This window comes from Corynebacterium sp. HMSC04H06, assembly GCF_001815935.1.
Classification (GTDB): domain Bacteria; phylum Actinomycetota; class Actinomycetes; order Mycobacteriales; family Mycobacteriaceae; genus Corynebacterium.
On sequence record NZ_KV823451.1, the window covers coordinates 36,514 to 50,857 of the forward strand.

The 14,344-nt window shown below is 54.0% G+C and carries 12 protein-coding genes and 3 pseudogenes; 13 read left to right on the forward strand and 2 right to left on the reverse strand.

Annotated features, from left to right (window positions below; translation table 11 throughout):
• Nucleotides 1–167: 167 nt before the first annotated feature.
• The 11 genes and pseudogenes from HMPREF3067_RS09575 (at nucleotide 168) to HMPREF3067_RS09615 (ending at nucleotide 11,524) form a co-directional block, all read left to right on the forward strand.
• Complete coding sequence (locus HMPREF3067_RS09575) at nucleotides 168–560, forward strand: hypothetical protein (RefSeq protein ID WP_070769495.1); 393 nt, start codon at nucleotides 168–170, stop codon at nucleotides 558–560.
• Complete coding sequence (locus HMPREF3067_RS09580; RefSeq protein ID WP_070769496.1) at nucleotides 557–934, forward strand: hypothetical protein; 378 nt, start codon at nucleotides 557–559, stop codon at nucleotides 932–934. Before HMPREF3067_RS09575 ends, HMPREF3067_RS09580 begins: the two co-directional genes overlap by 4 nt.
• 253 nt (nucleotides 935–1,187) lie before the next feature.
• Nucleotides 1,188–1,550, forward strand: coding sequence for a plasmid mobilization relaxosome protein MobC (gene mobC, locus HMPREF3067_RS09585; protein WP_070769497.1), 363 nt, complete (start codon nucleotides 1,188–1,190; stop codon nucleotides 1,548–1,550).
• On the forward strand, nucleotides 1,531–3,138 hold the full coding sequence (locus HMPREF3067_RS11140) for a relaxase/mobilization nuclease domain-containing protein (protein ID WP_083319253.1): 1,608 nt from the start codon (nucleotides 1,531–1,533) through the stop codon (nucleotides 3,136–3,138). Before mobC ends, HMPREF3067_RS11140 begins: the two co-directional genes overlap by 20 nt.
• The gene (locus HMPREF3067_RS09590) at nucleotides 3,116–3,652 is read left to right on the forward strand and encodes a hypothetical protein (RefSeq protein ID WP_246819292.1); all 537 of its coding nucleotides are present in this window, start codon (nucleotides 3,116–3,118) and stop codon (nucleotides 3,650–3,652) included. Before HMPREF3067_RS11140 ends, HMPREF3067_RS09590 begins: the two co-directional genes overlap by 23 nt.
• A 138-nt stretch (nucleotides 3,653–3,790) precedes the next feature.
• A pseudogene (locus HMPREF3067_RS09595) lies at nucleotides 3,791–4,208 on the forward strand (DDE-type integrase/transposase/recombinase).
• A gap of 971 nt (nucleotides 4,209–5,179) precedes the next feature.
• Entirely contained in the window at nucleotides 5,180–5,815 is a 636-nt protein-coding gene (locus tag HMPREF3067_RS09600) for an MptD family putative ECF transporter S component (protein ID WP_070769498.1), read from the forward strand.
• Nucleotides 5,812–6,537, forward strand: a complete 726-nt coding sequence (locus tag HMPREF3067_RS11145; protein WP_083319254.1) for an energy-coupling factor transporter transmembrane component T family protein — start codon at nucleotides 5,812–5,814, stop codon at nucleotides 6,535–6,537. Before HMPREF3067_RS09600 ends, HMPREF3067_RS11145 begins: the two co-directional genes overlap by 4 nt.
• Nucleotides 6,534–8,018 (forward strand): ABC transporter ATP-binding protein, encoded by a 1,485-nt coding sequence (locus tag HMPREF3067_RS09605; protein WP_070769499.1) that lies wholly within the window; start codon nucleotides 6,534–6,536, stop codon nucleotides 8,016–8,018. The genes HMPREF3067_RS11145 and HMPREF3067_RS09605 overlap by 4 nt, the downstream gene beginning before the upstream one ends.
• Nucleotides 8,011–9,759 (forward strand): ABC transporter ATP-binding protein, encoded by a 1,749-nt coding sequence (locus tag HMPREF3067_RS09610; protein ID WP_070769500.1) that lies wholly within the window; start codon nucleotides 8,011–8,013, stop codon nucleotides 9,757–9,759. Before HMPREF3067_RS09605 ends, HMPREF3067_RS09610 begins: the two co-directional genes overlap by 8 nt.
• Entirely contained in the window at nucleotides 9,752–11,524 is a 1,773-nt protein-coding gene (locus tag HMPREF3067_RS09615) for an ABC transporter ATP-binding protein (protein ID WP_070769501.1), read from the forward strand. The genes HMPREF3067_RS09610 and HMPREF3067_RS09615 overlap by 8 nt, the downstream gene beginning before the upstream one ends.
• Nucleotides 11,525–11,680: 156 nt before the next feature.
• Here the strand turns inward: HMPREF3067_RS09615 and HMPREF3067_RS09620 are convergent, their stop codons facing one another.
• Nucleotides 11,681–11,914 carry a hypothetical protein gene (locus HMPREF3067_RS09620; protein WP_070769502.1) on the reverse strand — a complete coding sequence of 78 codons (234 nt, stop codon included), beginning with the start codon at nucleotides 11,912–11,914 and terminating at the stop codon, nucleotides 11,681–11,683.
• A gap of 619 nt (nucleotides 11,915–12,533) precedes the next feature.
• On the opposite strand from HMPREF3067_RS09620, the pseudogene HMPREF3067_RS09625 reads away from it, so the two are divergent.
• Nucleotides 12,534–12,781 (forward strand): annotated as a pseudogene (locus HMPREF3067_RS09625) (transposase); the annotation flags it as partial.
• A 36-nt stretch (nucleotides 12,782–12,817) separates the two neighbouring features.
• Here HMPREF3067_RS09625 and HMPREF3067_RS09630 read toward each other — a convergent pair.
• Nucleotides 12,818–13,036, reverse strand: a pseudogene (locus HMPREF3067_RS09630) (IS3 family transposase); the annotation flags it as partial.
• Between the two features lie 469 nt (nucleotides 13,037–13,505).
• Between HMPREF3067_RS09630 and HMPREF3067_RS09635 the strand changes: the two are divergent.
• Nucleotides 13,506–14,177, forward strand: a complete 672-nt coding sequence (locus HMPREF3067_RS09635; RefSeq protein WP_070769504.1) for a 3'-5' exonuclease — start codon at nucleotides 13,506–13,508, stop codon at nucleotides 14,175–14,177.
• The last annotated feature ends 167 nt before the right edge of the window (nucleotides 14,178–14,344 follow it).

A 14,344-nucleotide genomic window follows, 5' to 3' on the forward strand; every position in this document is an offset into this window, starting at 1 on the left:
ACCCCAGCTAAGTCTTGAACCATCGGGTGCTTAGACCGAGTTCCCGATGGCACCAATACACCGCAACCCAAGATAAGGAGGAACATATGGAGCCACAATCGCCCCGAGCACCACGGATGCCGAGCGCCCCACGAGCGCCGCGCAGTGGAGCTAAAACAGGCGCGGAAATGGAGGAGAGCAGGTACGCAGCGGAGGAGTCTGCGAAGGGGCTTATCGCCGGTTTGGTTGGTCTAGACCGCGCCGATATTATCCGTCGTTCCAACCGAGTCCAGGAGATTCTGGACGATTTTGCCCAGCACGCCCCAAAAGAAGAAGTGTCTTTGGAGCAGCTTAAAGCGGAGGGAGAAAAGGTTGACGCTGAGCTTGATCAGCTAGAGCAAACCCTCGATGAGCGCGCTCAGTCGCGGCGGAAAAAGCAGAATCAAGGTGGCTACCCACCGCAGCCGCCGCGGAAAAAGAAGCCTCGTGTCCCTCGGGTCAAAAACCCGCGATTCACCCCACTTTTCCAGAATGAACCAGAAGCAAAAGACACCAGTAAAGGATGGGAACCAGAACTATGATTACGAAGTCTCAGACCGCTTCGTCGGTAAAAAAGATTGAAGCTCTCCGCCAGGAGCGGGAGCAAAAAGAAGCCGAAGAAGCCAAGAAGGTTGAGGAGTTTAAGCGTCAATTAGGCGAAGTTCTCTACGCCTGCGCTTATGAGCCTTCAAGCAAGTGGTCCAAATTTCGCGGCGGTTCCGTAAGGGAACTGTTCGCAGAAATCGGTATACGGGAGGCCCCCTCCCGTGAAGCGTCCGAGGGACACGAGGGCGCACCTCGCGGCGGAACGCAGGAGCCGATAAAGGCTCCGCAGTCGATTCAGAGGACTCCACAGAGTCAAATGAATCCCGCCGCAGGCCCGAAGCACGCGGGCCAGAATGGCCCGCAAGCGTAGGGCCAGAGGGTCGAGGGAGAGAATCTCCCTCGCCAGCGCCACGAGGCACCGGAGGTGCCCGAGTGGCTTGCTGGCCGCCTGCCGCCTGTTTGTGAGGGCCGTCTTTGACGGTGGCGAGTACGCCTGAATCTGCCCCGCAGATTCAGGGGGCCGACACCGGAGAAGCGTGACCCTTACAAACAGACTGTGGCCCTGGCTGCATCAGCAGTCGGGGCCACCCTGCCACAGTAAGCACAATGAGTAGGAGGTGGATATGCGAGACAAGTTCTCGACATATTCGCGCACCACCGTGCGCCTCGATAAGGATTTAGACCGATTTGTCGAGGAGGTCGCACGGGTTGCAGGTGTTCAAAAAGCCGTCGTTTTCCGGGAAGCTCTCTACGTCCTCGCAAAGGAGGAGAGCGTACTAACGCAGAAGCGTTTGGCCCCGGACACGCTGCGCCGCCTGGACGAGATGAACGATCAACTGCGCCGGATTGGTGTCAATCTAAACCAGTTGGCTCGCCGCGCGAATATCGACGGCGTTGCACCCGTGTCTGAGTCTGTAGAAACCATTGCTGGCGAGGTTTCTTCTCTTAAAAAAGAGGTGAAGGACTTTGTCCACAATCAAAATTAACTACAGCCAGGACATCCGCGCGGCAACGGTCTACGCCGTCTATGGAACGGCAGACAATGCCCGCAAGGGTCAGGTGCGAGCTGATGCTTTATGTACGGTTCAACCAGGCGCTGAATCGTTTTCGCCACAGGCTACAGCTGGCCGTTGGTCGGGTGTGGACTTCATGGAGGCCAGTGTGGAAGAAATGAAGCGTTATGCTCCGGCTCAGCGCACCGATGAAGCAATTATCTATATCCAATCGTGGGCTAGAGACGAGCTAGATAAAGACGATCCAGCGGATGTAGCTCGGGCTAATGCAGCAGGCTCTGAGTTGGCGATGCGGCTTACGCGGGACACGGGAGTTCCGTTTACCGTTGCCACGCACACCGACAGTAAAAGCGGCTGCGTCCATAACCATATTGTCTTTGCCAACCATGACACTCGTACAAAGAAGGCTGCGCCGAGGGACATGCGTAACTGGTACAAGTTGCGCAATATCAACGACGAGTTGATGCGCGATTTGGGGATGCGTGTCTTAGAACGTGAGCCAGAAAAATCGCTACTTCCTGCCGAGCGCAGGGCACACAAAGAAGGCAAGTCCACAGACTCGACCAGCTTGAAGGTGGATGAGTTGACCGCAAGCACGTGGGCGGATTTCGCGCGTAAGCGCATGGATGAACTGTGCGCGGATGAACGGGTGGCCGATGCTGGCGACCCACTGGAGAAGGCGATAGAGGTTGCTGGCGATTACAACCTGTCTCTAAAAGTGCAGCCCAATTCAAAGGCTGAAGGCGAGTCGTTGACCGTGGCCCTGGTCGGCGATGACGGCGAGGATGCCTACTTCACGAACACCACGAAGGCCGGGCGTACTCGAAAGCGTAAGGCAGCTAAAGCTGGCTCAAAATTGGGCCGCAGCTACTCGCTAGAGGGCGTGACCGAGCGCGTTAACGAGGCTCAAGCAGCCCTTCTTGCGCGGCAGCTTGCAGCACTTCAAGCCAATTCAACTGATGATGACCTGGAGGCGAAATACGGCTCCAGCCTTCTCGATGACGAGGAGGAAAACTATTACACCCAGGAGGTATTAAATCATGGTCTCAGTGACCCAGATGACGGAGTTAGCCCAAGCAGCGGCGAAGGGCAAGATGGAAAACGTCTTGAAGGTTCTCAGCCCGCGCCTGGACAAGGCGGAGAAGGCTATCAAGACGCTGCAGGAGAAACTGAAGAGTCTGCCGGAGGATACAGGGGACATTCTCAATTCTCTGCCCAGCGACTTCTCGACGAGGTTGACGCAAGCGGAAAGCGAATTAAGGAACGTAAAAAGCAATCTCGCCGCAAACAAGAACTACGTGAGCAGCAGTCACTTCCAAGTAACGATGATGGAAGTGCAGCAGATGATCACGGGTCTGATCAAGAATATCGAGGATCTGCCCAACGGCCTGGAGGGTGTGAAAGGGTATCTAATCGAGATAAGCGAGCAGATGTCGCGCCTGACAAGGATGCAACGACTGGTGCTCAAAGCAGCCGAAAGCCCCATCCATCTCGACAAGGATTCCAGCCAAGCAGTAGCCCAGAGCCTGAATGCTCAGATGACTTCGAGCCTGACTTCTAGCCTGGAACCGCTGGTAGAGGTGGCTGTATCTGAGGCAATGTCGAAAGAGTCTGAAAGCCTGCGCGAGGCAGCAAAAGCCTCTAAGAAGGCTCGCAACGCTCTGCTCCAGGAGAAGGAGGCCAACGAAAAGCTGCTGGAGGAGATACGCGCAGAACGCAAGCAGTATAACGACGACATGGAAAAATCGAACACGAACTTTATTAAGGCCTGCCAGTCTGCCTCGTGGATTGCAGCCAGTGTCCTCGTCGTTGCTATCGCGCTCGTTGCCGTTGGAGCCTTGGGGAAGGGGCTACTGAGTATGCTCGGCATACCCGACGGCGTGTCTGCCTTGTGGGGTCACGTCCAGGAGGCCAGCGGTATTGGCCCAACACTGGGCTGGTTGGCTCTCACCCTTCTCGTTATAGGGCTTGTCGTAGGGCTTATGGGCTGGATGTTGTCTCAGGCTGCGCCGGGTATTGCTCACTTGGTCGAGGAATACCGTCGCAATCACCCGAGGAAAGAAACGAACCACTAACTAGAACACGTGCACCGTAAAAAAGTTAAAAGCCCCACAACACAGCGTAGCGGTTAACCGCTACGCTTCTTTTATGCTCTCTCTGGCGCTGTTGCAAAGTTGGGGTAGTAGGAAGGGCGACGTGAAATAGTCACAGCCATGGGTGTCTTCTCCGGTTGTCATTTCCCCTCGTGGCATCATTCTGTGGGCGGTGCGGTGGTACTGCCGCTACGGGGTGAGCTACCGCGCTCTGGAGGAAATGATGACCGAGCGGGGCGTGCCAGTCGATCACACCACGATCTGCCGCTGGGTCCAGAAATACACCCTTGAGCTGGACAAGCAAACACGGTGGTACCGGCAGGTGAAATACCTCAACAACATCCTGGAAGGCGATCATGGTCGGCTGAAGCGGATCCTCGGGTCGAAAGGCGCGTTTAAGAACCGGACATCTGTATATCGGACGTTGAAAGGGATAGAGGCGATGCACTCATTGCGGAAAGGGCAAGACGCGATGTTTGCCAACAAGCAACCGAACCCGGACGCGGTGATCGTCAACCGGGTCTTCCAGAATATCTAAGCAGGCTGGACCATAATGCTGGCCAGGCGACGAAGAAAGGAGTGTTCGCGGTTCTCCACCCAACTTTGCAACAGCACCGCTAAAAACAATCGCGAAGCCTACAGCTTCACCTGGGATATGATCGCCGACAACTTTTCGACAAAAAATCGACTACTGCGGTAGAGCGAAGAAACTTACGCAACGAAATCAAGAAGGCCATTCATGACATTCTGTGTGTGGCCTAACGCTGGAATTACCTCCAATACTGGCCGCTGCCACGTTGATCAAGACAGTCACCTCAGTCCGACAGCGGCCGTCTCGTCCAGAACTCGACTAGACAGAACACAGAAGACTAGCGCCCTCCGGCGCGCTTTCTTTTTACCTGAAAGCACTTTGCGCTGATCTACCATCACAAATTAAAAGACCAGGTCAGGCTGCGCTGATCTACCATCATCTTGCTAGTTATCCACAGGGGTTTACCTGCGGGTTTACCTATTTTCCCAGGTGGCTTATAACTATATCCCTGTAGATCTATACCCCCAGCCGATCAACCAACAAAACCGTTCACTACGGGTTACTGTTTATGCTCCCGCCTCGCCTTGCGACTCGTTGGGCTGCCGCCCAAATCAATAGATTTGGTTGCCATTGAAAGCTAGCTCAACCTAAACCAGTCATTTCCTTACTTCCTTCTATACCGATAACGAATCGAATACAATGCCAACCAAAAAAGGAGTATTAAAGGCTCAAACCGCTAACGGTGATTCGACTAAACAACGGCTAACTGAGGGGAGATCTCCTACCCTATTCACCAAATAGTGTGTCCACTAAACAAGGGTAACCTCAGTAGTCGTGCTCTGGTTTGATGTCCGCTTATCTACATTCGCCCCCATTAAGGGTGAATCTTCAGATCAAAACTAGAAATACCTTACAAACAGTATTACACCTTTTAGGTAAGCCTTACTTTCCCTACTGTTCATGAATCGAGGTTTACCATGACCCAACAGTCCTCTACGCCCGCACGGAATACAAGCTCATCCAGTGGGTCGACGGCACGTTTAAACACCAGAGATCTCATCAACGCTGGCATCTTTGCTGCGCTTTACTTTGTAATCACTTTTGTAACCGGGATGGTTGGATTCGCAGGACCACAATTCATGTTCATTGGCTGGTTCATCGCGGCAATCGCAAATGGAATCGTGCTAGCGCTTTATGCCGCCCGCACGCCCAAAATGGGCGCTTTCACCCTTGTCGGCGGTATTAACGGATTAGCATTCATGCTCACCGGGCACTACTTCTGGACCTTGCTGGGAAGCATAATTCTTGGGTTTATCGCGGATTTGATTATCACAAAAAGCCACCTCGGGATTGCCAAGTCCTTCCCTATTGCCTATGGCGTCTTCTGTGCCTGGGTTCCTTTGCCTTTTATCCCGCTAATTCTGGATACGGACTCATACTACGTCGATATCGCAGACCAAATGGGCCAAGAATACGCCGATGCTATGTCGGATATCTTCCAGCCATGGACCATTGGAATACTGGCCATTTGTGCGCTCATCGTCGGCTTTATCGGAGGAAAGGTCGGAGTTCGCGTCAGCCGCAAACACTTTGAAAGCGCTGGTCTCCTGTGAGCCTGCAAAAACAGGGCGTGCTTCGTCGATCTTCGATCGATCCACGGACCGTGCTGCTTTCTGTTCTAGTAATCAATGCGGTAGCTCTCAGCCACGGCCACCTACCGACACTGCTGATTTCTATCGCCTTCAGCTCCATCGCACTAGCTACAGTAAAGCCACACTATGGTCTTATTTGCCTGTGCGCTTTTGCATTATCCTATCTAGGGTATTGGGGCCTATTACAGCTTCCTGGCTCCACATTTTTCGCTTTTTCGGCGGCAATTTTTTCGTGGCTAAGCCGTTTTGTCATCAGCATGTCCATCGGCGCATTCGGCTTGCTCATTCTCACACCATCCACGTTGACCTCAGCACTGCGGGACCTGCGTTTACCAGGCTGGGCCACCATTCCACCGGCCGTATTTCTGCGTGTTTTGCCGATCATCGTGGCAGAAGCCAAAGCCATCCGCGATGCCATGGTCCTTCGGGGTCTCCAGCCTGGAGTAAAAAGCTGGTTCACACAGCCCACACAATCGTCCGCGATGTTGATCATCCCCTTGTTAGGCGCCGTCGTCCGCGCTAGTGATGAGCTCGCTGCCTCTGCTCTTGTCCGCGGATTGGGAGGACCCGCACGCCCAACCACCACCGCTGATCTTTCCTTCAAGCTTGTCGATGCAACTGCAATAGCTGGGTTGGGCCTCGTTGTTGCCTCTGTCTGGCTTCCCACGGAGGTCCACTTATGAACGAACGCAGTGTCGCAACCAGTGTAAACGCCCATAACGTTTCTTTTACATATCCATTGGGCGCTCGGCCAGGCATTCAAGGTGTATCTGATGTGTCTTTTTCTGTCTCTCCAGGACAGTGTCTACTGATTACCGGTGATTCCGGATCGGGAAAGTCCACGGTACTCAAGTTGATCAACGGACTCATCCCCCATTTCAATCCAGGAGAGCTACTAGGCACCATCACTATTATAAAGGATGGCCAGGATTTTAACCCTGCGCAGGAACCGCTGTCCCGCGCCATCGAGTTCAGCGCCTCAGTATTCCAGAATCCACGGACGCAGTTTTTCACTGAAAGCGTCAATGCAGAATTGGCCTTCGGGCTAGAAAACCTTGGTGTGGATCCCACAGAAATTGAGTCGAGGATTCAATCAGCGGTCGAGTTGCTAGGCATTAACGATCTTCGGGGCCGGCGATTCAAAGAATTATCCGGTGGGCAGTTACAAACCGTGGCATGCGCATGCGCGCTTGTGTACCCGGGCAGTCTCGTGCTTCTCGATGAACCCACGTCCAATCTCTCCATGGAAAGCATCGATATTCTTGCACGCGTGCTACACCGCTTGAAGGAATTAGGCACAACGATCATTATCGCTGATCACCGTCTCTTTTTCTTAAAAGATATCGCTGACCAAGTTATTTACTTGACTCAGGGAAAAATAGCGCGCAGTTTCCACGCCCAAGAGTTTTATGCCTTAGACGAACCCGAACGCAAACAATTGGGGCTACGCAGCTTACACCACGTTCCACTCCCCGCGAGCGTGCCCGAACCACCCACGCCCGAAAACGCCGATCCCCAGCGGAGCGGACTCGAGTTAAGCGATATCCGTTTTTCTTATGGCACGCATGAGGTGCTCAACATTGACCACGCATTTTTCCCCAGCGGCGAAGTCACCGCCTTGATTGGGCCCAACGGTGTTGGCAAAACCACCCTCGCCAGGATCATTTGTGGTCTTGCTTCTCCCAAACGCGGCGGTAGTCTCCGTTTGAACAGCAAACGAGTAGGAGCAGCAGCTCGGAGGCGCAGCGCGTACATGGTGATGCAGGATGTTGGCCGCCAGCTATTCGCTGCCACCACCGAAGAAGAGGTCACGCTCGGACTGGCAAAGAAGAAGCGGGACCACATCGATGTCAACGAGATTCTCCATCGCCTCGATCTGGAAGAGATGGACCAACGGCATCCGCAGTCTCTGTCCGGTGGGCAACGGCAACGCTTAGCCATAGCTTCAGCCCAAGCCGAGCAAGCAGAGGTCTACATCTTCGATGAACCTACCTCTGGAGTGGGCTGGCGCCAACTGCAATCCATCTCTGCGCTGCTTCGATCTCTTGCAGCAAGCGGCGCAGTGGTCATCGTTATCACCCATGACCACGAATTCATCCAAGAATCAGTCACCAGAATCATCGATATGACGGAAATCAATAAGAATCGAGAAAGAAATGTCTGAGGTAAAACAAAGTTCCACAGAATCAAGCGGAACCCACGCACCAGATTCACACGATGCGTCACCGGAAGAAGAGGCTCGCGCAAAACAAAAAGCCGGCCAGGTCGCTCTAAAAAAGCTACTGGCCCCAGTGCAAACAACCATCTACTTCGCACAGTTTCTCGCGCTTATATCCTCGGTACTCGCCGTAGCACCCTACGTCGCGTTGGTGGCACTGGGAAATGCTCTAATCGACGGCAATACTGATGACGTCGCGTCCATTGTGAAATGGCTGCTTGCAGCATTTTTGGGCCAGCTATTCTTCTATTTCCTTGCCCTTGCGATCACCCACTTCGCTGATGCAAAGCTGGTGGGGATCAACCGGCGCCGAATTATTACCGCTATTGCGAAAGCACCGCTGTCTTGGTTTAGCCAGACTAATTCCGGCAAAGTCCGCAAAGCCGTCGAGGACGATACGCTAACTCTGCACACCCTGACAGCCCATGCTCCTGTAGAGCAAGTTGCCGCAATCTTCACGCCTCTTGCGCTTCTAGTTTATGCCTTTATCTTGGATTGGCGCCTTGGCCTACTTTCTATTGCCACTGTGCCCATTTTCCTAGCAATCCAGGCGTATTCAATGAAAGATATGGGCACAAAAACTGCGGAAATGGACGATTATCTTGGAGAGGTTTCTGCCACTGCAGTGGAGTTCTCCGAAGGTATTTCCGTCGTCAAGGCTTTCGGCACCGTTGGTAAAGCTCACGCGCGGTACCGCGAAGCTGCCCAAAAATTCGCGGAATTCTATTACGAGTGGGTACGTCCACTTCTGCGTGTTAGCGCAGTTTCAGAATCCGTGGTGGCGGTTCCCGTGCTCATCCTTATCAATGTAGGAGTCGGTTCTCTGCTAATAGCCGGGGACTATGTCACGGTTGCTGAAGTCATCGCCACAACATTGATTGCCCTGGTGATCCCGGGCACGATTCAAACCGTCGGCCGCATGATGTGGTCTTACCAGCTCGCTGGCAATGCGGCGTTGCGCCTTGATGAAGTCATGACAATTTCCCACGTGAAAGAAGGCCAAAAGAGCCTCGATGCCAGTAGTGAAGACATGGAGGTGGAGTTCCATAAGGTCAGCTTTAGCTACGCCCCAGACACACCAGTCCTCCAAGACTTTTCTGCGCAATTAAACGCAGGCACTGTCACGGCATTGATTGGCCCCTCCGGGTCTGGCAAATCCACAGCAGCAACGATGCTGGCGCGTTTCCAGGATCCAGATTCGGGCACAATCACTATCAACAACGTGGATATCCGTGATCTCACTTTCGACAGTTTGTACCGCACTGTGGCTTTCGTCTTACAAGATCCTCACTTACTGCGAATGAGTATTCGGGAAAACATTCGCCTTGCACGCCCAGAAGCTCGTGATGAAGAGATCTGGCAAGCAGCAGAGGCCGCGCACATAGCTGCTGATATTCGCGCTTTACCGGCTGGGCTCGACACCGTTGTTGGTGAGGACATCTCTTTATCCGGTGGACAACAGCAACGCATTTCTATTGCCCGGGCAATTATTACCAATGCCCCAATCTTGATCCTGGATGAAGCTACTGCGGCAACTGATCCTGACTGCGAAGCAGAAATTCAAGCAGCTCTAGCCACACTCGTCAGAGACAAGACCGTCTTAGTCATCGCCCACAAGCCAGAGTCCATCCAAGGCGCAGACCAAATAATCCGCCTCAAGCCTGTGAAGGATAATTCTCATGTCTAATGCCACCACGCCTGCTAGTTCGCGGCTTCGTGATCCGTTACTTACTCGCAGTGTCAAAAAGCTGCAAAGTCCTGTAGGTCATAAGCTCAATAAAAGGCATGCTTGTCTATCGCTTATCGTTGGCGTGCTTGACGGCCTCGCCGTTCTCACGCTCGTGCCACTTACAAAGGCACTCGATGGGGATACGACGATCGCACCATGGATGTGGACGCTTTTGGCAATTGCGCTCGTAGCTTTTGCGCTACGATTTTTCGCAACCATGGCCTCTTACCACACGGCCTTGGATTTCATCCGAACCGCGCACACGACTGTGGGCGATAAATTGGCAACGCTACCGCTCGGCTGGTTCATACCGGCTAATACCGGCGGGCTATCTCGTCTCGTCTCAGATCGTTTTATGGTGGCGGCCGAGACTCTTGCACATACTCAAGGCATGGTGTACCGCGATGGTGCAGCACTTATGACCCTGTTGGTTGGAGCGTGTTTCTGGAATCCGCGGTTGGGATTGGTCTTTCTAATCATCGCACCATTGGCGCTCGTGGTGATGCAGTTGGCTGCATGGATTCGTGAGAAAGCATCGAACCGCGCACTCGGGCCGAGTAAAGAGCTCTCCCAGCGCATCGTAGAATTTGCTAACCGCCAGCCGGCCTTGCGCGCGGCGGGAAAATCACAAGGGTTTGCGCCACTTGAGCAAGCACTAGAAATCGATCATAGAGCACGGATACGCGAGCTATGGGTATCCACATTAGCTTTGCTACTCAACGGCATAGTAGTACAGATCTTCATCGTGGCTCTCATTATGGTCTCCGCGGATCTTGCCGTTGAAGGCACCCTATCGCCACTAGAAACAATTGCGATCATCGGAATCAGCTTGAGGTTTACCCGCACGCTTGAGCAGCTGGGCTCTTGTTTCGTCGGTTTAGACGCAGGCCGTATCGCACTCGCAGAAACCGAGCTCATCACCGATGCCCCTTCCCTGCCAGAACCCACTACTCCGCGCACAGGAGACGGTTCGGGCAGTGTTGAGCTGCGCGATGTCACGTTTGGGTACGTAGATAAGCCGGTATTGGTCGATGTCGCCTTCCACGCCCAACCGGGCACCGTTACCGCCATTGTCGGTCCTTCTGGCTCCGGAAAGACCACAATTGCGCGCCTTATTTCACGATTCTGGGATGTAGATTCCGGGGCGGTCATGGTTGACGGCGTAGATATCCGCGAGCTTGGAACCGAACAGTTAATGTCCAGACTGTCCATGGTCTTTCAGGACGTCTACCTCTTCGACGACTCGTTAATCGCTAATATCCGCGTTGGTCGTCCCGACGCCTCCGATGAGGAAGTCTTCCGCGCAGCTGATCTTTCAGGCGTGACTTCTATTGCCAACCGCCTAGGGTGGCATACTCCTGTTGGTGAAGGCGGGCGGCTTCTGTCCGGCGGCGAGCGCCAGCGCGTATCTGTTGCTCGTGCGCTGCTCAAACAAGCGCCGATTGTCCTCTTTGATGAAGCAACTTCCGCGCTCGATGCAGAAAATGAGGCAAACATTCTTGCTGCGATGGACGAGCTACGGGAGCAATCTACTTTTATTGTCATCGCCCATAAGCTGGATACAATCAAATCTGCTGATCAAATCGTAGTCTTGGATGAACACGGGCAAGTCAGCCAGCTGGGCACGCATTCTGAGCTTTCCGATGTCCCCGGTATCTACCGTCACTTCTGGCAGCAACGCAAAGCAGCAAGCGGGTGGAAAATCAGTTCGGGACGCGATTAACGCGGGCACCGAGATCGGCATTGTTTGCGGGGGACTCCCTTCTCTCCCCCTCTCCCCCCGCAGCACGGAGCACCCTAAGTGCACCGACAAGGCTCAGAGCGAAGAATGCGGTAGCGGCTACGAGCGACCACTGCGCGGCGTTGGCCATGCCTTCGCTTAAGGCCTACACCACTGCCCCAGGCGCACGGTGGTTTGCGTTGCGGAGGCTTGCTCGGAGTCATCGACGGGAATATCCCGCAGCATCGTGCCGGTCAGCTGCGCGGAGGCGAACCCCAGGCCCAAGCCGTACAGGGTCAGCGGCGCGGCGATGATCCAATCATTCGTATCCGGCCCCATAAGCAGGACGAAGCTAAGGACGCCGACGGCTTCCAAGCCGAGCCCAATGAGCACGGTGCCAGACGCCCCGTACCGTGCCGCGACATGAGGGCTGATGCAACGGAGAAGAATGCACCGATTGCCATGGCTGCCAGCACCAGGCCAGACCACGTCGTGCAGAGGTCCAAAGTATTAATCAGGTACAGCGGCAACACGAAGATGATGGCAAACTCGCCGATTGCTACCGCACCAGCGGTGATATTGCCCCACGAGAACGTGGAATAAGAAAAACAATTCAAGATACAACAGCGCCGAGCGGTGACCCCGCTCGCGGTGCTCTTCCGACCTGATAAAAAGCGCGAAGCCCACGGCCGAGATCGCGAGCCCTAGCGGAACCGGTGAAATAGCCGCGTTTTCGAATCAGGTCCAGCCAAAGAAGCTGAATGAGGATTGGGGCTCCCACCAGCCTAGGCCAGGCCCTCGATAATCGCGAATACCAGGACACCCATTCCGTCAGTGCACCATCGGCAAGCGGTCCGACCGCTGCCGCACCGGAAATCACCGCGCCCCACACACCAAAGGCTTCTGCGCGTTATTTTCCGCGGAATACGGTTTACTCGTGGAAAGCGTGGAAGGCATGATGAATGAAGCGTCCTGGGTTTAGTTCCTACCTCAGCTAAGGAAGGATTGAACTATGCCTAGAAAGTATTCCGTCGAGTTCAAGGAGAAGGCGGTCCATCAGATCATTGAAATGGTCCGCCTGGAGTCTTGCTCACTGCAACGTGCCTACACCGAGGTCGGCGAGCTCCTTGGAGTATCTCAACACACGTTGCGGGCTTGGTACCGTGACAGCCTTCAGTACACGATAATTCTGACGCTTCAGGCGGCGAAACAATGGAAGAAGAACTCAGGCGCCTGCGTCGAGAAAACCGCGAACTGAAACTGAACTTGCCCCCGAAAGTTGGACTAGGGGTAATCCTACCCGGCTAACGTCTTAAGGGCCTTATCCCGGTATTTCATCGGGGTGCAACCATCAAGTCCCAGCTGGAGTCTTTCCGCGTTGTACCAGTCGATGTACGCGTCTACCGCAGCGGTAAATTCTTTGACAGACCCGAACTTCTCACCGTGATACATCTCGGCTTTCAAGTGGCCAAAGAAGTTTTCCATCACGGCATTGTCATAACAATTACCTCTCCGCCGGGGAACCATTTCGCAGACACTGCGCATATTTACCCTCACTCAAAAAGAGGATGCGCATATTTACCCTCACCGACCCAGTTATCCACAGGGTTTTACCTGCACGTTTATCTATTTTCCCAGGTGGCTTATAACTATATCCCTGTAGATCTATATCCCCACAGGGGATCCATCAACCAACACCGCCAGAAGCTTAAGACCGAAAGGCTCCCGCCTCGCCTTCGGCTCGTTGGGCTGCCGCCCAAATCGCAAGCGATTTGGTTGCCACCAAAACACCCCACCACAACCGCAGTCCTATGACCCTCCACGTATCCTTGTGTCTTCTAGACTGTCTTGGAAAAGAAAAGAGCGGCAAAGAATCAGAAAAGGTAACTAAGTGCCCCAGGGGCGCTACACAGAAAACAGTGCTGCCGTTATGTTCGATAGCGTTTAGGCTTCCATGTCGGTATGGGCCTCTAGGCTTGGGGCCATGGGCTTTTTAGAAAACCTCCTCAACCGCTATACCCCACGTATGTCAGGCAAGCCGGTCTTTGCCGTTATTGACACCGAAACCACCGGCTTTAACAAGCGCTATGACCGCATTATTGAACTTGCTGCCGTGCGCGCAGACGCATATTTCAACCCCGTCGACTCCTGGCACACACTACTGAATCCTGACGGCAAAGCTATTAAAAACTCCCACATTCACGGCATTACCAACGACATGGTGGCTACTGCTCCCACGTTTAATGATGTGTATGGGGGCTTCACTAGCTACATCGACGGTATGCAGCTATTTGCCCACAACGCCCCGTTTGACTCGAAAATGATAGTTGCTGAGTTTGACCGTATGTCCGGCGTCGACGATGATGAGGGCGAGGACGAGTTCTTTCCGTTCATTGACACCATTGACCTTGCCAAGCAAATGCTTGACCGTGGCCCCTACAACCTGCCCGCACTCCTTGACCGCCTGGGACTGGACAATCCGGACGCGCACGCGGCAGTAGCCGATGCGACCGCCACGGTGAACATGCTCCACTCCCTGTTCGGGTTCAAACGCGGCGAAATTGGACGCAAGATTTTGCGCCAAGGTCAAGCATTCCGCGCCACCAACACCTGGCGGGTAAGCCACGCCGCCCCACTGCTCCCCCGCGAAATATAGAGCACTCACCAGCACACACCAACCATGGCAGTCCATGCGGGTGGACATATGCTTTAGTATATGGCGGAACATACGCTATAACATATGTCCCGCCATATGGCAAGACATATAGCGGATCTGATGTGTGCGCTGATCTACCTGAAGCGTCCTGGGTTTAGTTCCTACCT